Source organism: Massilia phyllosphaerae (assembly GCF_034659755.1).
GTDB lineage: Bacteria > Pseudomonadota > Gammaproteobacteria > Burkholderiales > Burkholderiaceae_D > Telluria > Telluria phyllosphaerae.
Window position 1 is genome coordinate 62,818 of sequence record NZ_JAXSQX010000004.1, and the last position, 13,801, is coordinate 76,618.

General features: G+C 60.9%; 25 protein-coding genes. 19 read left to right on the forward strand and 6 right to left on the reverse strand.

Annotated features, from left to right (window positions below):
• Positions 1 to 7: 7 nt before the first annotated feature.
• The 4 genes from U1H99_RS16165 to U1H99_RS30140 form a co-directional block, all read right to left on the reverse strand.
• On the reverse strand, positions 8 to 295 hold the full coding sequence (locus U1H99_RS16165) for a hypothetical protein (RefSeq protein WP_323142754.1): 288 nt from the start codon (positions 293 to 295) through the stop codon (positions 8 to 10).
• Between the two features lie 25 nt (positions 296 to 320).
• On the reverse strand, positions 321 to 482 hold the full coding sequence (locus U1H99_RS16170) for a hypothetical protein (protein ID WP_323142755.1): 162 nt from the start codon (positions 480 to 482) through the stop codon (positions 321 to 323).
• An 80-nt stretch (positions 483 to 562) separates the two neighbouring features.
• Positions 563 to 1,018: a phage regulatory CII family protein gene (locus tag U1H99_RS16175; RefSeq protein WP_323142756.1), complete on the reverse strand. Its 456-nt coding sequence runs from the start codon at positions 1,016 to 1,018 to the stop codon at positions 563 to 565.
• A 200-nt stretch (positions 1,019 to 1,218) separates the two neighbouring features.
• On the reverse strand, positions 1,219 to 1,437 hold the full coding sequence (locus tag U1H99_RS30140; protein ID WP_375341619.1) for a YdaS family helix-turn-helix protein: 219 nt from the start codon (positions 1,435 to 1,437) through the stop codon (positions 1,219 to 1,221).
• A 26-nt stretch (positions 1,438 to 1,463) separates the two neighbouring features.
• On the opposite strand from U1H99_RS30140, the gene U1H99_RS16180 reads away from it, so the two are divergent.
• Positions 1,464 to 1,901 carry a helix-turn-helix domain-containing protein gene (locus U1H99_RS16180; RefSeq protein ID WP_323142757.1) on the forward strand — a complete coding sequence of 146 codons (438 nt, stop codon included), beginning with the start codon at positions 1,464 to 1,466 and terminating at the stop codon, positions 1,899 to 1,901.
• Here U1H99_RS16180 and U1H99_RS16185 read toward each other — a convergent pair.
• Complete coding sequence (locus U1H99_RS16185) at positions 1,884 to 2,090, reverse strand: hypothetical protein (RefSeq protein WP_323142758.1); 207 nt, start codon at positions 2,088 to 2,090, stop codon at positions 1,884 to 1,886. The genes U1H99_RS16180 and U1H99_RS16185 overlap by 18 nt on opposite strands.
• A gap of 291 nt (positions 2,091 to 2,381) precedes the next feature.
• On the opposite strand from U1H99_RS16185, the gene U1H99_RS16190 reads away from it, so the two are divergent.
• The 3 genes from U1H99_RS16190 (at position 2,382) to U1H99_RS16195 (ending at position 4,008) form a co-directional block, all read left to right on the forward strand.
• Complete coding sequence (locus U1H99_RS16190) at positions 2,382 to 3,074, forward strand: hypothetical protein (RefSeq protein WP_323142759.1); 693 nt, start codon at positions 2,382 to 2,384, stop codon at positions 3,072 to 3,074.
• A 195-nt stretch (positions 3,075 to 3,269) separates the two neighbouring features.
• Complete coding sequence (locus tag U1H99_RS30145; RefSeq protein WP_375341620.1) at positions 3,270 to 3,524, forward strand: type II toxin-antitoxin system HicA family toxin; 255 nt, start codon at positions 3,270 to 3,272, stop codon at positions 3,522 to 3,524.
• A gap of 10 nt (positions 3,525 to 3,534) precedes the next feature.
• Positions 3,535 to 4,008, forward strand: a complete 474-nt coding sequence (locus tag U1H99_RS16195) for a type II toxin-antitoxin system HicB family antitoxin (RefSeq protein ID WP_323142760.1) — start codon at positions 3,535 to 3,537, stop codon at positions 4,006 to 4,008.
• Positions 4,009 to 4,356: 348 nt separating this feature from the next.
• Here U1H99_RS16195 and U1H99_RS16200 read toward each other — a convergent pair whose 3' ends face one another.
• Complete coding sequence (locus tag U1H99_RS16200; protein ID WP_323142761.1) at positions 4,357 to 4,725, reverse strand: hypothetical protein; 369 nt, start codon at positions 4,723 to 4,725, stop codon at positions 4,357 to 4,359.
• Between the two features lie 511 nt (positions 4,726 to 5,236).
• On the opposite strand from U1H99_RS16200, the gene U1H99_RS16205 reads away from it, so the two are divergent.
• The 15 genes from U1H99_RS16205 to U1H99_RS16275 all read left to right on the forward strand — a co-directional run bounded on the left by U1H99_RS16205 (position 5,237) and on the right by U1H99_RS16275 (position 13,793).
• Positions 5,237 to 5,725, forward strand: coding sequence for a hypothetical protein (locus U1H99_RS16205; protein ID WP_323142762.1), 489 nt, complete (start codon positions 5,237 to 5,239; stop codon positions 5,723 to 5,725).
• A gap of 41 nt (positions 5,726 to 5,766) precedes the next feature.
• Entirely contained in the window at positions 5,767 to 5,976 is a 210-nt protein-coding gene (locus U1H99_RS16210; protein ID WP_323142763.1) for a hypothetical protein, read from the forward strand.
• Positions 5,977 to 5,986: 10 nt separating this feature from the next.
• Positions 5,987 to 6,409 carry a hypothetical protein gene (locus U1H99_RS16215; RefSeq protein ID WP_323142764.1) on the forward strand — a complete coding sequence of 141 codons (423 nt, stop codon included), beginning with the start codon at positions 5,987 to 5,989 and terminating at the stop codon, positions 6,407 to 6,409.
• Positions 6,410 to 6,471: 62 nt separating this feature from the next.
• The gene (locus U1H99_RS16220) at positions 6,472 to 7,149 is read left to right on the forward strand and encodes a crAss001_48 related protein (protein ID WP_323142765.1); all 678 of its coding nucleotides are present in this window, start codon (positions 6,472 to 6,474) and stop codon (positions 7,147 to 7,149) included.
• A 313-nt stretch (positions 7,150 to 7,462) separates the two neighbouring features.
• Entirely contained in the window at positions 7,463 to 7,588 is a 126-nt protein-coding gene (locus U1H99_RS16225; protein ID WP_323142766.1) for a hypothetical protein, read from the forward strand.
• A 23-nt stretch (positions 7,589 to 7,611) separates the two neighbouring features.
• A complete protein-coding gene (locus U1H99_RS16230; RefSeq protein ID WP_323142767.1) occupies positions 7,612 to 8,511 on the forward strand; it encodes a recombination-associated protein RdgC in 900 nt (299 codons plus the stop codon).
• A complete protein-coding gene (locus U1H99_RS16235; protein WP_323142768.1) occupies positions 8,508 to 8,693 on the forward strand; it encodes a hypothetical protein in 186 nt (61 codons plus the stop codon). The genes U1H99_RS16230 and U1H99_RS16235 overlap by 4 nt, the downstream gene beginning before the upstream one ends.
• Entirely contained in the window at positions 8,686 to 9,462 is a 777-nt protein-coding gene (locus tag U1H99_RS16240; RefSeq protein WP_323142769.1) for a hypothetical protein, read from the forward strand. Before U1H99_RS16235 ends, U1H99_RS16240 begins: the two co-directional genes overlap by 8 nt.
• On the forward strand, positions 9,459 to 9,950 hold the full coding sequence (locus U1H99_RS16245; RefSeq protein ID WP_323142770.1) for a hypothetical protein: 492 nt from the start codon (positions 9,459 to 9,461) through the stop codon (positions 9,948 to 9,950). The genes U1H99_RS16240 and U1H99_RS16245 overlap by 4 nt, the downstream gene beginning before the upstream one ends.
• Positions 9,947 to 11,080, forward strand: a complete 1,134-nt coding sequence (locus U1H99_RS16250) for a hypothetical protein (RefSeq protein ID WP_323142771.1) — start codon at positions 9,947 to 9,949, stop codon at positions 11,078 to 11,080. The genes U1H99_RS16245 and U1H99_RS16250 overlap by 4 nt, the downstream gene beginning before the upstream one ends.
• Positions 11,077 to 11,511, forward strand: coding sequence for a YoqU family phage-derived protein (locus U1H99_RS16255; RefSeq protein WP_323142772.1), 435 nt, complete (start codon positions 11,077 to 11,079; stop codon positions 11,509 to 11,511). Before U1H99_RS16250 ends, U1H99_RS16255 begins: the two co-directional genes overlap by 4 nt.
• On the forward strand, positions 11,504 to 12,001 hold the full coding sequence (locus U1H99_RS16260; protein ID WP_323142773.1) for a hypothetical protein: 498 nt from the start codon (positions 11,504 to 11,506) through the stop codon (positions 11,999 to 12,001). The genes U1H99_RS16255 and U1H99_RS16260 overlap by 8 nt, the downstream gene beginning before the upstream one ends.
• Positions 11,994 to 12,503, forward strand: coding sequence for a hypothetical protein (locus U1H99_RS16265; protein ID WP_323142774.1), 510 nt, complete (start codon positions 11,994 to 11,996; stop codon positions 12,501 to 12,503). Before U1H99_RS16260 ends, U1H99_RS16265 begins: the two co-directional genes overlap by 8 nt.
• 26 nt (positions 12,504 to 12,529) lie before the next feature.
• Positions 12,530 to 12,757 (forward strand): DUF4224 domain-containing protein, encoded by a 228-nt coding sequence (locus tag U1H99_RS16270; protein ID WP_323142775.1) that lies wholly within the window; start codon positions 12,530 to 12,532, stop codon positions 12,755 to 12,757.
• Positions 12,741 to 13,793: a tyrosine-type recombinase/integrase gene (locus U1H99_RS16275; RefSeq protein WP_323142776.1), complete on the forward strand. Its 1,053-nt coding sequence runs from the start codon at positions 12,741 to 12,743 to the stop codon at positions 13,791 to 13,793. Before U1H99_RS16270 ends, U1H99_RS16275 begins: the two co-directional genes overlap by 17 nt.
• Positions 13,794 to 13,801: the final 8 nt, after the last annotated feature.

Here is a 13,801-nt window from a genome sequence, read left to right on the forward strand (position 1 = left end):
GTGCGGCCTATTCGGACGCCTGACCGCGGAAGTGCTTCCGGCGATCGCCCATCAGTTCGCGCAGTTCCTTGATCTCGATGCCCGAAACTTCGTGCATGCGGATCAGGGCCATGGCGCCGACCGGCAGCCGGCCGTGGCGGATCTTGCTGATCACCGGCGGCGCGAACTCCAGGGCCCGCGCCAGGGCCGCGTCATTCTTCAGGTTCAAGTGCTTCGTCACCGCATCGAGCAGCGCGCCCGGATTCGGGTTGAACTCTTCGGCCTGGCCGGCCGGTGCTGCAGCTGCTGTGGTCATTGCTCTCTCCCTGATGAAATTTCGGTTATTGGACCTTCGGGTTGGCGATCTCGGACAGGTTCTCTGCCGTGTACTTGACCGCCTGCTCCAGGCGCCACAGACGCTCCAGCTCCGCGACTACCTTGTTGTGCACTTCGCGGCGAGTCTCTTCGCCGTAGGCCTGCGGGTTCTTCAGAACCTCCAGCATCACGCCCTTCTCACCGTTACTCATCGCTCTCTCCCTGGTGGTGGTATTGGTGGCGGCACCCCTGTCGCCTGGGTTGCTGCTCACTTCGAAACCGGGCGCTTCTCGGCCATGCCATCCAGGCATTCGATGAGGCGCATCATTGCGGGGAAGGCTCGGAACACCGAAGCACGCACCGCCTCCACCTCGTGCGGCTCAACGCGGCCGTCTTCGAGGGTCTTGTGCACCTCGCCCGCGACGTCGCCCAGGCGCTGCCAGATGCTGGTGACGTGCTCGAGCACCGCCATGTCGGACGAGGGCTCATCACCAATGCGCGCCAGGGTGAATCCGTGGTTGGCCGCCAGGGCTTCGAGGATCCGGAAGTCGCCGGTGATGCCCATCAGACGATCGGCGTCGTCCAGGGTCGGCTTGTTGGTCGTATTTGTCGGACAGGCCTTGTTGCGCAGGATCGCCGCCGACATCCCCATGCGCGGCGCGAGCGAGTCGCAGCCACCAGGAGCGGTGTGTACGGTGGCGTGGAAGGCATCGAGATGGTTCATGTGGAGCAACCTTTTAAAAATGATGTTTTGGAAACACTGCGGTGCAACAATGGCTCTACTGCAAAATTACTGAGGCCTAAAAAATGCCTACCGACGACTTCTTCCTTATGAACTCCGACCTGGTCGCAACTCCGTTTCGGCGCGACGCAGCGCAAGGCGCAGCACAGCAAGCCCTGTACGATGAGTTCTTCGCTACGTGCTCAGTGCACGGCGCCGCTAAACGTCGGAGGCAGCAGGTCGAATCGGCTGATCTTCCCGCCGGTTGCGCGCTCGATAGCCTCGCACCTCTCAACCGGCGGGTAGCCCTTCTTGATCCACTTGTAGACAGCCTGAACTGAAATGCCGCAGGCATTCGCAAGCACAGGGACACCTACCTGATCTGCCGCGCGCTGAATCGCGGTTGCATTGGTCTTATCCATAGCGTTAGTAAACCACAGGTTGACTTATGGCGCAACAGAAATCAACTCTTGGTTCATTGAAAGCGTGGGAGATTGGACCGATGATGCCGCCCATGAATTCACCTTTCGGCAACATCATTAAGCAGCGACTAGTCGACCTGAAGAAAACTCAGGAGTGGCTGGCCGAGGAATGCGGCGTATCCAAAAACGCGGTGTCTAAGTGGATCCGCGATGGGAAGATATCGCGTGCAAATGCCGTCGAGGCTGCGCGTGCATTAGGGCTGACTGTGGACCAACTGCTTGGTCAAACGCTAGTTGACGCATCGCCGCCCAGCGAAACGACGCTCGAGCGCCTAGACGTGCATGAAAAGCGTCTACTGGAACTCTATCGCCAGGCAACGAAGGATGGAAAGCTCATGATCTACGGCGCTGCAAGCGTCGCACCGAAAGACTCGGATACCGGGCATCTATTTCCCAGGCAGTAAGCGCAGCTTGACCGGAGTGGATGGCAGCGTGCGCATATACTGCACAGACAAGTCAAATAGCATCTCCTGAGCACTTCCCTTCATCCCTCGAAAATTGCGGATCAGATGGCGCTCACGCCCGGTCAATGGAAAGTCATCTGGGTCGGTTTCGTAAGCAAGACCTACCTTGGTTTTCTCGTCGTCTAGCATTCATTCCTCCAGGCTCGCCGTCTCACGGGAGCGCTCGCTGTTGTGTAGTGCCGCCAATGGCGCCCAGGTACTGTCGGACTCCAAGCTCGGCCGTTCGTTTTCTTCCTTGAGTACTGTACATCCATACAGTATGGGTCAAAGTTTAGCGCACTTTACTGACAAAGTGGCATGTCCCAATGAATATTTCTTCAAGGCTCTTGAACAGTGAGAATTGGTGAGCTTTTGGCAAGTCTGTACAGCTATACTCGCGCGAGCGATACGGCACGCTTAGATGCCGCCAGCTGGATCATCATGAAAAATACCATCCCCATTCTTGCGTTCACGGTCGCCGCCACGGGCTGCGCATCGGTCAGCGTGACGCAGCCCAGCCAGCTGACTGAAAAGGTAGGCCAGCTGCCTGAGCTAAACGCGCCAGCAACCGTCACTGTGGGGAGCACGATGTTCTCTCAGTATCGCTACTGGAGTAAAACCGGGTACCGGCTGCTCGCACCGGTGTCGGTAGGCCTGGCCTTGGGAAGCATTCGGACCGATGCGGGCGACTTCGTTGTTCCCGCAACTGCAGAAGGCACGCCGGCGTATTGCACTGAGAAGCCAGCATACGTTGATCCGATGGTCGGCCCGCTGAAGACCGCGTGCTTCCTGGACAAAGCTGGCAGCGGCGCGTTTGACATGGTAAAGGCAGCGCCTGGATTGGTTTGGTTCGAGAAGAAACTTGAGACTCCGATCCGCTACGAGCAGGGTGAACTCCAGGTGCCACGACCCGACTCGAAGAAGTTCGAGCTCCTTTATCAGGGCGTCAGCGCAAAGACAGTGCGCCTCTCGTACCGCGAATACATGAACGACTTCGCGCGGCCGGCGTTCTTCCAGGACGTGTCGTACGAAATCAGCGAGTTCCCAGCGGAGGTAACGTTCCGCACTGTTCGCATCAGCGTGCTCAGTGCTGACAACAGCGGCATCCGCTACAAGGTCCTGTCCGGTTTCTGACCTGGCGCCGTGATAATTGGAGAGTCTTTTGCCAATTTGACAGTGTACTATTGACAGAGGCAAATGCCGTCTTGCTCACTAGTGTTGCCTTAAGGATACATTAGGTAACAATGTTCCGTATCAAGGACCTTGAATTTTCTAAACGGTGTGACTATTTTCCAGTTACAATCCCATGATTGTTGAAGCCCGAACTACATGTCCAAATATAGCAAAGCGCTAGCAAAGATATCGGCGACCCCTCCACCATCAAACTTCAAATGGGATGACCTCAAGGCATTGTTAGAACACTTGGGGTACAGGATGTTGAACGGGGATGGTTCGCGGCGCAAGTTCTATCACAAAGAAAAAGATCTTCTGATCATCTGTCATCGACCGCACCCCTCTCCGGATGTGGACAAAGGTTGCATTGTAGACGTCGTTGATCACCTGAAGACTCATGGATTCATCTAGGAGCATGACAATGGACATCTTGAAATATAAGAGTTACGAAGGAACGACTGAGATTGATCTGGCACGGGGCGTTTGCCGTGGCAAGATTTTGCTCATCGACGATTTGGTAACTTACGAGTGCGAATCCCCGCGAGAACTTCAAAAACAGTTTGAAGAAGCCGTAGACGACTATATCGAGACTTGTAAGGAGCTCGGCCGCCCGGCGCAAGTTCCTCTCAAAGGACAGTTTAATGTTCGCGTCTCGCCGGACATTCATAAGCAACTCGTCCTTAGGGCCGCTAGCGACGAGGTTTCGTTAAATGAGGTTGTCTCGCGAGCGTGCGAGGCCTACGTGTGCCATCGCGACGTGAATCATCACCATAACCATGATCACAACCATAAAATCGTTGTGACGGTAGAAGAAAATCAAGTTGTTAATCGTGTTGCTTTGCGCGGCACCGGAATTAACTGGGAATCTGGAGTGGCAAATGTCCGATCCCACTAACCGCAGGAAGACAGACTTGGCCTCTCCAGAACCCAAATTTTCGCTCTCAATGACTGAGCTTACGGCAGTGTTAGTTCAGCACTATGGGCTTCCCAAAGGGAGGTACGAGCTTGGGATTGAGTTCCAAATTGGAGTTGGCCCGGTAGCCTCATCTAGTCAGCAACAACTGCCTGGCGTGATCCTGGGCGTCAAGAGCATTGGATTATCACCAGTAGCGCCAGAAGCCTCAGATCCCCCTTCTGAGGTTGCCTCCTCAGAAGAAGCGCCTCCAGCTCCCAAAAAGGCAAGGTCCAGGAAGACGGAAAAGGTGCTTGGTTAGTTTTTGTGGCCCGCTCCGAGCGGGCTTTTTTATGCCCAGGGCGCTGACTTGCTCTTGCGGTAGCGCCGTGCCAGGCGCGGGACGAAGCCTGGCACTGGCGACGTCGGAATCCGGGCCGGCGCGCTGACCAGCTGCAGCTGGACGCCGGCCGCCGCCGGAATGCGCGACTTCGCCCTACTCGCGCTCGCCTTCTCTTCTGCCGCCTGGCGCGCCGCCTCCGCGTGTGCCACCAGCTTCGCGCGCATTCCATCCTCGATCATCATGGCGCCGTGCTTTCGGGCCCAACCCTTCTGTAGCGGGTACGCAATGCCAAGCAGCGTTGCCTCGCCGCGCGTCAGCGCTTTCGCCTTTACGCCTCGCTGCGCCAAGTACGCCGTCAGGGTCATCTTTTCCGCCATTTTCCGGGCCTTTTTTTGTTCTGCCCCTTGTATAGGTACTAACAAAACTATCAAGAGGTACTGCTAACGTTTGTATCTGCTCTACCTTTAACTTCAACCCCTGAGTTTGGGTTTAGGGATATCGGGGGCTGGGACGGAGACTCAGCTTATCCTGCAGGGGCTGAGCCTTTACGTTATAGATCGGTACGCCGTCTACTCCGACTCGCCAGCCTTTCCGGTCTAGAGGTGCTAGCTTCGCTGCCCCCGTGCGTATCTCAGACCTATCCCACAGTACGCCTATCCCCTCACCCCTGCCGTTTTTCATCCGACAAGTGAAGCGGCTGATGCCGTCAGCTCGGTTCCTCTCTGGGCCATTCGCGTCGGAGTTCCCCTCCCTGCTCCAGGCTTGCAACCAGCCGAACCCAGCCGGTGAAGCCAATTTTACACAATTAAATCAACCTAGGGTTGACTATTTTGTTCAACCTATGGTTTACTAGACACATCAACGCAGCGAACTCACCAGGAGCCAGCTATGCAGCAGACGACCAAGCCGAGCAATCAGCAAGTGCGTAGTTGGATGCAGCAGAGGCAGGAACAGAACGGGCCGCCGCCGAGCCCCGAAGAAATTCGGCGCCAGTTGGGCTGGCGCATGGTTGAGGCAGAGCGAGAGGCAATCGGCCTCGGTAACGAAATCAGGCGGCGCATTGGGCGCGGCAAAAAACGTGAGATGAGCATGGCAATGATCGACATCAGCAAGCTGAGCAAGCCGCAAGTTCTGGCGGCCCTATTCAACGCCTCGCGTCAGCAGGGCATGGGCTTCCTCGACACCCGCGGCGCTCGCTCGATGAGCGAAGAGGATGCGGCAAAGGTCATCGCTGACCAGGGGCTGTATTTCGACTATCTGCGCGGCCGCGTTATGAAAGTTGGCCTCGATGGCGATCAGCTGGACCCTTATCTGTACGACCGCGACAACGGCGCCGGCGCTGCAGCGCGCGCCCTGGCCCCGCTGCTGTCCGCGTAATCAACCCCGCGCTCACTCTACCAGGCGCACAGGAGCAAACGATGAGCAACACCACCACCTCGAATCCGCTGGCCCGACTCGTACTCGAGGCGCAGCAGATCATTGCGGCGGCGACGCTGCCGGGCGCGAACACCGCGCTGGCAGTCCAGTGCCTGGCAGGCCTGCTGTGCACGCCGGTCGCGCACGAAGTGCTGCTGGACACGTTCGGCGCCGAGGCAATGCGCGCCGCAGCTGCCGCCACGCCGGTCTAAGGAGCGATCGATGAACCAAGCCCTTAAGCCCTGGACCGACACCTACCTGCGTGCCGCGATCCGTCAAGAGGTCGAACTGGCGAGGGCCCTGGGCCACGTCGTAGCGGTGCCGAGCTTGTTCACCGCGGTGACGACGCTACGCCCGACCGCGAAACGTGGCTACAAGTTCATCCCGCCCTCGTACCAGCCTGGCGAAGATGGCCTGCCCTTCTGGCGCCGCAGTTGGAGCGCGGCCGGCCCGCTCTCCACCGCGCTGCACCTGTCGACCTCGCACGACAAGGACGACGGCGGCGGCACGGTGACGGTTTACGGCTCGACGCCCCGGCGCAGCGTCACCGAGGCCTACAAGGACCACCCGAGCGAAGACGCAGCCACCTGGGCGGCGATTGTCGGGGCCGCGATTCTCGAACTCGAAGCCCGGGCCGATCAGTAACCCCTATCGCTCGATATCGAGCCGCCGGCACGGCGCCAGTGCACAACCAGGAGAGACACAAGATGGAAGCAAAAGAACTGGCCATGCTGCTGACCGGTCGCGAATACCGCAAGGAGCTCGACCGCACGGAGGAGCATCAAGCCAAGGCAGCCGGCCTGGTGGTGGCCTTTGGAGCCAGCGACGACCTGCTGGAACTGCGCGGCGCCGTTCATGACGAAGCCGGCGCATGGGGCGGCTGCCGAGTGCGCGTCGATCGCGCCGGCCTGATTCCCAACTTCGAAGACGTTGACCGTGATGACGAAGACGAGCTGCGCCGCTACTTCAAGCGTGAGGGCGGCGGCATCGAGATCGAGGCGGCTTGGGAAGGTGAGCCCGGCTACAGCTGGATCATCAAGACCAGCATTCCGCACGAGACCTTCGAGATCGTCGAAGACGGCGAGCCCTATTGCCGCGGCATCGTGTGCGCCCTGGCTGACGTGATCGCCCAGGCCGCGAGCCAGCAGCCTGCGCCTGGCGCCGCGCATCCCGGCTACAGCGCCATGCAACCGCACCAGCAGCGAGTGGTCGACGAGAAAGCTGATCTGGACGAGAAGCGCCGCCGGCTAAGGGCATTCCTGATCGGCGACGTGTTCGGCAACCTCGACGAGGCAGAACAACGCCGCCTGCAGGTCCAGGCTGTCGCCATGAAGGTGTACTCAGACATCTTGGGTGAGCGCATTGCCGCCTTCGCGCCGACCTGACACCGGCGCGGCGCGCCCAGCAACACCCATCGCTCGGCCAGACCGGGCTTTGGCACTGAAGCGGTACCCGACAACCACCTGGAGAACATGATGCTGCGCTTTTTGCTGTTGCACCGTATCGAATGGACTGACCGCCACCCCGCCCTGATGCTGGCCGGCGCCGCCGCGATGATCGCCCTGAGCGGCGCGATGGAGCGTGTGCTGTGAACCGCGTAACCGAGCGAGAGCTCTTCGCTGCCAAGGTCAAGCTGGCCGGCTCCATGCTGCTTGGCGTGTTTGCTTCGGCAGTCCTGGTGGTGACCCGGTGGGCAGCATGATCCGCCAGACCATCGCCGCGCTGCTGGGCGCAGTCCTGCTCCTGGGCCTACTGGCCGAAGTACAGCGCCGGGATGAACTCGCGCTCGAGCGGGAAGTGCTGCAGCTCGACGCGCGCCAATAACGACAACGAAAGGAATCCAAGAGATGTGGTTCAAGAACCTTCAGATTTATCGCCTCCCCCGCGCCTGGGCCGTCACCGCCGATGAATTGTCCGCTGCCCTCGCCTCGCAAGCCTTCACGCCGGCATCGAGTAGCGAACTGCTGCGCCAGGGCTGGGCGCCGCCGCGCGGTGATGGCGCACCGCTCGTGCACGCCGTGAATGGCCAATTCCTGCTGCAGCTGGCGACCGAGAAAAAGCTGCTGCCGAGCTCGGTGATAAACCAGGTCGCCAAGGCCAAGGCCGCCGAGCTGGAAGAACAGCAGGGTTTCGCGCCGGGCAAAAAGGCGATGAAGGAACTGAAGGAACGTGTGGCCGATGAGCTGCTGCCGCGCGCATTTTCGATCCGCGGCAACACCTGGGCCTGGATCGACCCGGTCAACGGCTGGCTGGTGGTCGATGCAGCGAGCCCGAGCAAAGCGGACGACGTTATCAAGCTCCTGCTGAAGGCCGTCGACAAGATGCCGCTGGAATCGGTGCGCCTGCAGCACTCCCCGGTCGCCGTCATGACCGCGTGGCTGGAGTCCGACGAAGCTCCCCACAACTTCACCGTTGACCAGGACACCGAGCTGCGCGCCACCGGCGAGAGCCGTGCTGCTGTGCGGTACGTAAAGCACTCCCTGGACCCGGAAGACATCGGCCGCCACATCGCGGGTGGCAAGCAGTGCACGCGCCTGGCCATGACCTGGAACAGCCGCATCTCGTTCGTCCTGACCGAGCAACTGGCGATCAAGTCCGTGCGCCCGCTCGACGTCATCAAGGAAGGCGAAGCGATCACCTACAGCGACGACGAGCGCTTCGACAACGACATGATGCTGATGACCGGCGAGCTGGCCAAGCTGTTGGCCGACTTGGTCGAAGCCCTGGGCGGCGAGGCAAAAGCATGAAGAAGCGCCGCCCCTACAACCCATTCCCAGCCCCATTCATGTCGCGCCGGCAGCGCTTCGACGACGCGGTCGCGAGCGACAACGCCCGGGCCCGCCGCGACGATGCGATCGCGAAGGCGCAGGAAGCAGCCGCCCAGCCGGCAGCAAACGACGACCAGACGGAGAAAAAGCAAAATGGATAACCAAAACCGCCGGGCCCGCGACAAGCGCGCACCGGGCACGGTAGAGTGGGATGAGTCGAGCAAGCCAGCCACATCGGTGCCGGCCCTGGTATCGCCGACGGACCTGCACGATGCAATCATGCGCCTGCCGTGCAATCCACCCGGCGGCCGCGGCGCCATTCAGTACAACGGCTACGTTGCTGGCCATCGCGATGCCCGTCATGGGGCTGCTGAGCTGGCTGCGAGCTTCAAGATTGCCCCTGCAGCGGCAGATAGCCCGAGCACGGCGAGCGACGAGCTGCATATCGGCGTCAGCAACAACGACCAGGGCGTGCACATCAACATTATGCAGCGGCACGCCGACGGCACCGTCACCGTCATCTATACGGCCAAGGCGCCCGCTGGCGACAGCTACGGCCGCGCCAGTCTAGCCGCTCCAGTGGCGCCGTCGCCGCTGATTACGCCGAAGCATATCGAGGAAATCAGCGATGTCTTGCTGTGGCCTGTGACAGAAGATGATGCGCGCACGGCACGCGACATGCTGCAGTCGTTGCACTTCGATCTTTCGATGGCCGAGCCTGTCGGCGCTGCGCCGGCCGCCCAGGTGCAGGCCGATGTGCGCGACGTACTGGAAGCAGCTGCGCAGGCTTGCGAAGCGGAGCGGGTCGAAGATACTGGGACGGATGGGGATACCGGCTACAACAACGCAATCACGCACTGCGCTGCCGCCATCCGCGCCATGAAGTCGAAGCGCGCAGCTAGCACCGATGGCGAAGGAGAAAAATCATGAGCCGCAGCGGATATTGCGAAGATTACGGTGACGACGACCCGCTGGCACTTGGTCGGTATCGCGCTCAGGTCATGTCGGCCATCAGGGGTAAGCGCGGGCAGGCGCTGCTGCGCGAACTGCTGGCGGCGCTCGACGCCATGCCGGACAAGCAGCTGGTAGCCGGCGAGTTGGAGGCCGATGGCCATTTCTGCGCGCTCGGCGTCGTCGGGCAAGCGCGCGGCCTGGATTTGGCCAGTATCGACACCTACGACGTAGAAGCGCTCGGCCCCAAGTTCAACATCGCCGAGCAGTTGGCGCGCGAGATCATGTGGGTCAACGACGAGCATGTAAGCGATCATCGATGGGAATGGGTCGAGATTTGCGGACCGATGCGGCGCTGGGAAAGCCACGAACAGCAGGTGCAAGTGCCGAAAGAACAGGCCGGTGCGCAGCGCTGGCAAGCAGTCCGCGATTGGGTCGCCATGCACATCACGAAGGAATCGAAATGAACCAGACCACCAACACCACCGCCAACATCGACCTGGCACAACTGGACAAACTGGAAGCACTGGCTCGCGCCTCAGAAACCCAAGGCTGGTATGGAATCTACCAACTGGCGGATGGCGTGACAGACAATCTGGACGCAGCTTTCATCACCGCCGCCAACCCGGCCACGGTGCAGGAGCTGGTCGCTCTTGCCCGCCGCTACCTTACCAGTGGAGCGCCCGCCACCGACGGCGATCTGTCGGGCGCCAGCTTGGATGACGTGGTCGACAACCTGCGCGAGTACGCTAGCAACCCCGGCTACAGCCACAACGACTACGCCGACATGATGCGGCAGGCCGCCAACACGATCGAATCGCTGCGCGCGATGTTCTGGAACTACAGCGCAGTTGTCCATGATGCCGCTGCCCCGAGCGCTGAACAGGCGCTGGCACCGTTGCCGAAAAGCGGCGACAAATGGCCCAACTTTGAACAGTTCACCGGCAACGATATGCGCGCCTACGGAATGGCTTGCATCCAGCTGGCTGGTGCCGCTGCAAAGACCGATCATGCGCCGAGCTACATGGTCTACAACCACAGCCAGCACCCGTACGGCGGCGGCTGGAGGTTTGCTGACAAGGCCGCATACGATGCCGCTGCCGACAATGACCGCATGATGATCTATCAGGCCAGCGCAGCAGGTGCAGGTAGCGATCATGCGCCGGTATGCGAGCACTGCGGGCGGGCGCCAGGGGAGCGCCGCGACGAATGCGAGAACTGTCCCGCCAGCGTTACCGTACAGGACGAGCGTGCGCTGTTCGAGGCCGCATTGCGAGCAGCGCACGGTGAGAATCTCACAGAGGAAGATGTGGACGCATGCTGGAGCGAGTTGCCCGGTTACGCCTGGCGGAAAGCTCGCGCCGCTCACCCTGTCCAGGATGGCGAGAAGGATGCAGAGCGCCTCGACTGGATCGATGCGCAGATTGCTGAGAAAGGGTCGATCTGGATTCTTCCGTGCGGCGCTGACATGCGTTTCGTTCAGGTCCGCATGGCGGGACACTGCACCAATTATCCGACGATGGAAGGGAAGGCGCGCGAAGCCATCGACGCAGCCATGGCCGCCGCTCAACAGGATGCGAAAGGCGGTGCAGCATGAAACGGGCAGAGCAGAAGGCCGCCCGAGTGGCGGAAGTGAACAAGCTTCTGAAGTCCATTTCCAACTTCGGGCGGCGGTTCTTCTATAGCAAGCAGCACGACCGCGTGGCAAGCATGATGATAGGCAAAACGGGCCATGTGTACTTCGTGGACGACTACAGCGGAAAGCCGATTTATACGGCCTACCAGGGCCACTGGCGCGGATTCTCGCACGGCGGCACCCTGAAATCGCTAGTTCAGGCGCTTGCCGAATATATCCGCACTGGGAAGCAGCTTTCTATGGACTGGATTGGGCCGGAACGTTTCGACCAAAGCAACATTTGGGGCTACGCGGCCGACGAGATGGCTAAGTGCCGCGCGGAGGTGGCCCTGTCGCCCGTGATTAAGCAAAGAGCTGCCGCCACGCAACCCAAGGAGCCACTCCATGCCTGACCACCAGACCAGCCCTGTGGGCGAAGATGCGGGACTGTTGCCGTGCCCGTTTTGCGGTGGCACCAATATCGATCCGGCCGAATGGTCCGGCAACGACGGCAAGAGCGGTCCAGGCTGCGGCGACTGCGGCGCGCTCGGCGAAAGCATCGAAGCCTGGAACCGCCGCGCCGCTCCTGCCCTGGATGCGTCAGGACTGCCGCCTCTGTCGGCGCCGGTTGGCACGATCTATCCCGGCAACTACTGGACCGCATCGGTGCAAGCAACTCCACCCGGCACGACGATCGCCACGGTCTACACCGCCGAGCAGGTCCGCCAGGCCCAGCGCGATGCTGTCGCAGCAGATCGTAAGGCGCGCGGCCAGATGTTCACGTACGAGCAGGCGCAGCGCCATGCAGCAGAAGCTGTCGCCATCCGTGACGCCGAGATTGCCGACCTCCGCGCCCAGCTTGTGCGCCTCACCGAATCCAAGAAGGAAAACGACAATGACTAAGATGAGCGTGCGAGACCTGCACAACGAGATCGCCAACCACCTGGGGCAGATTTCCGATCTGTTCGTGCCCGGCATGAAGCTGACCTTCATGGCGCGCATGGTCGGCAACAATGAAGCCGATGTCGTGGTGAGCGATGACAACGAGCCAGAAGAGATGATTGCGATCGTCCGTCGGCGATTCAGCCTGGACGCTCCAGTCGAATCGGTGCCGATCCCGACGAGCACCGACATGGCGCGCCTGATGCTGGGCCTGAGCTACCGCTACCTGCAGGAGAACGCACCCGAAAACCTGGCCGGCGCCGCTCCCACCCAGCCAAAAGCACAGGTAGAGAGCATCGATACGCCGGAATTCGGCGAGCGGCTGGCCGATCTGATTGATGCATACCGTGACGAATTAAACGGCGGTCCAGAGCAGCCGTACGAAAGGGCTCGCGCCGCCCTCATCGACTACATCTACGCCTGGGCAGGTAGCCGCGCTGGCGATGCGGTACCGGCAAAGTAAGCGCATAAGGAGATATGATGGATGGGATGTTTCTAGACGACGACGAACTGCGCAGCATGACGAAGCGCGTGCAGCGGGCCGCTCAAGTGAAGGTGCTGCGCGGGATGGGGATCGAGCACCGACAGCGCCCCGACGGCACCCTGGCGGTGCTGCGTGCACACGTCGAGAAAGTCTTCGGAGTAGCCCCGGCCGCTACTCGCAAGATAAGGTCGAAAGAGCCTAACTGGGGAGCGCTTGATGCCGCGCGAGCGTAAGCCAGAAAACAAGGGGCTGCCGCTGCGCTGGCGGCATACCCACGGCGCCTACTATTACCAGGTGCCGCCTGGCCAGGAGGCCGCCTGGGATGGCAAGAAGCTGTTCCGGCTCGGAGCTACGCTTGCAGACGCCTACACGGCGTGGGCCGAGCGCCTCCGCTATGTGCAGGATGCGAAGACTGTCGCCCAGCTCCTAGATCGATACGCGCTTGAGGTGATCCCCAAGAAGGCCGTCACCACCCAGGCGCAGAACCACAGCGCGGTCAAGAAGATCCGGATTGCGTTCGGCAGCATGGGGCTGGCCGATATCAAGCCGATGCACGTCTACCGGTACGTCGACATGGCCAAGGGAAAGACTGGTGCGAAGCGAGAGGTCGAGGTGCTGTCGCACGCGCTGACCAAGGCCGTCGAATGGGGTTTCATCGATCGGCACCCGTTCAAGGGCGAGACGCGTTTCGAGGGCGAAAAGTCGCGCACGCGCTACGTTGAGGATTGGGAAGTGGTCGAGTGCCTGTCGCTCGCGGCGCGGCGGAAGGCCGGCAGCGTGTTGGCGGCCCAGGCGTATATCCGGATAAAGCTGCTGACCGGCCTGCGCCGCGGCGACATGTTGCGCCTGACGATGTCCGACCTGAAGGAGGACGGAATGCACGTCGAGCCCCACAAGACCCGCGACTCGACCGGCAAGCGGATGATTATCGAATGGTCCGACGAGCTGCGCAGCGCGGTCGCACTGGCGAAGGGCGCACGACCAATGAAGCTGTCGCCCTTCCTGTTCTGCAATCGCGATGGTGAGGGCTACATCGACGAAAAGACCGGCCGCGCCGGCGGGTGGGAATCGCTCTGGAGGAATTTCATTACCCGTGTAATGGACGAGACCAAGGTCAAAGAGCACTTCACCGAGCACGACTTGCGGGCAAAATGCGCGAGCGATGCGACGACGCTGGAGCACGCGCGAAGCCTGCTCGCCCATGCCGACAGCAAACTCACTGATCGTGTTTATCGGCGGCGACCCGAAGTCGTCAAACCGCTACGATAAAAGGAAAC

Excerpts from the sequence above, each read along its gene's own strand:
- U1H99_RS16165 (WP_323142754.1), bottom strand. The coding sequence starts at position 295 with ATGACCACAGCAGCTGCAGCACCGGCCGGCCAGGCCGAAGAGTTCAAC.
- U1H99_RS16170 (WP_323142755.1), bottom strand. The coding sequence starts at position 482 with ATGCTGGAGGTTCTGAAGAACCCGCAGGCCTACGGCGAAGAGACTCGC.
- U1H99_RS16175 (WP_323142756.1), bottom strand. The coding sequence starts at position 1,018 with ATGAACCATCTCGATGCCTTCCACGCCACCGTACACACCGCTCCTGGT.
- U1H99_RS30140 (WP_375341619.1), bottom strand. The coding sequence starts at position 1,437 with ATGGATAAGACCAATGCAACCGCGATTCAGCGCGCGGCAGATCAGGTA.
- U1H99_RS16180 (WP_323142757.1), top strand. The coding sequence starts at position 1,464 with ATGGCGCAACAGAAATCAACTCTTGGTTCATTGAAAGCGTGGGAGATT.
- U1H99_RS16185 (WP_323142758.1), bottom strand. The coding sequence starts at position 2,090 with ATGCTAGACGACGAGAAAACCAAGGTAGGTCTTGCTTACGAAACCGAC.
- U1H99_RS16190 (WP_323142759.1), top strand. The coding sequence starts at position 2,382 with ATGAAAAATACCATCCCCATTCTTGCGTTCACGGTCGCCGCCACGGGC.
- U1H99_RS30145 (WP_375341620.1), top strand. The coding sequence starts at position 3,270 with ATGTCCAAATATAGCAAAGCGCTAGCAAAGATATCGGCGACCCCTCCA.
- U1H99_RS16195 (WP_323142760.1), top strand. The coding sequence starts at position 3,535 with ATGGACATCTTGAAATATAAGAGTTACGAAGGAACGACTGAGATTGAT.
- U1H99_RS16200 (WP_323142761.1), bottom strand. The coding sequence starts at position 4,725 with ATGGCGGAAAAGATGACCCTGACGGCGTACTTGGCGCAGCGAGGCGTA.
- U1H99_RS16205 (WP_323142762.1), top strand. The coding sequence starts at position 5,237 with ATGCAGCAGACGACCAAGCCGAGCAATCAGCAAGTGCGTAGTTGGATG.
- U1H99_RS16210 (WP_323142763.1), top strand. The coding sequence starts at position 5,767 with ATGAGCAACACCACCACCTCGAATCCGCTGGCCCGACTCGTACTCGAG.
- U1H99_RS16215 (WP_323142764.1), top strand. The coding sequence starts at position 5,987 with ATGAACCAAGCCCTTAAGCCCTGGACCGACACCTACCTGCGTGCCGCG.
- U1H99_RS16220 (WP_323142765.1), top strand. The coding sequence starts at position 6,472 with ATGGAAGCAAAAGAACTGGCCATGCTGCTGACCGGTCGCGAATACCGC.
- U1H99_RS16225 (WP_323142766.1), top strand. The coding sequence starts at position 7,463 with ATGATCCGCCAGACCATCGCCGCGCTGCTGGGCGCAGTCCTGCTCCTG.
- U1H99_RS16230 (WP_323142767.1), top strand. The coding sequence starts at position 7,612 with ATGTGGTTCAAGAACCTTCAGATTTATCGCCTCCCCCGCGCCTGGGCC.
- U1H99_RS16235 (WP_323142768.1), top strand. The coding sequence starts at position 8,508 with ATGAAGAAGCGCCGCCCCTACAACCCATTCCCAGCCCCATTCATGTCG.
- U1H99_RS16240 (WP_323142769.1), top strand. The coding sequence starts at position 8,686 with ATGGATAACCAAAACCGCCGGGCCCGCGACAAGCGCGCACCGGGCACG.
- U1H99_RS16245 (WP_323142770.1), top strand. The coding sequence starts at position 9,459 with ATGAGCCGCAGCGGATATTGCGAAGATTACGGTGACGACGACCCGCTG.
- U1H99_RS16250 (WP_323142771.1), top strand. The coding sequence starts at position 9,947 with ATGAACCAGACCACCAACACCACCGCCAACATCGACCTGGCACAACTG.
- U1H99_RS16255 (WP_323142772.1), top strand. The coding sequence starts at position 11,077 with ATGAAACGGGCAGAGCAGAAGGCCGCCCGAGTGGCGGAAGTGAACAAG.
- U1H99_RS16260 (WP_323142773.1), top strand. The coding sequence starts at position 11,504 with ATGCCTGACCACCAGACCAGCCCTGTGGGCGAAGATGCGGGACTGTTG.
- U1H99_RS16265 (WP_323142774.1), top strand. The coding sequence starts at position 11,994 with ATGACTAAGATGAGCGTGCGAGACCTGCACAACGAGATCGCCAACCAC.
- U1H99_RS16270 (WP_323142775.1), top strand. The coding sequence starts at position 12,530 with ATGTTTCTAGACGACGACGAACTGCGCAGCATGACGAAGCGCGTGCAG.
- U1H99_RS16275 (WP_323142776.1), top strand. The coding sequence starts at position 12,741 with ATGCCGCGCGAGCGTAAGCCAGAAAACAAGGGGCTGCCGCTGCGCTGG.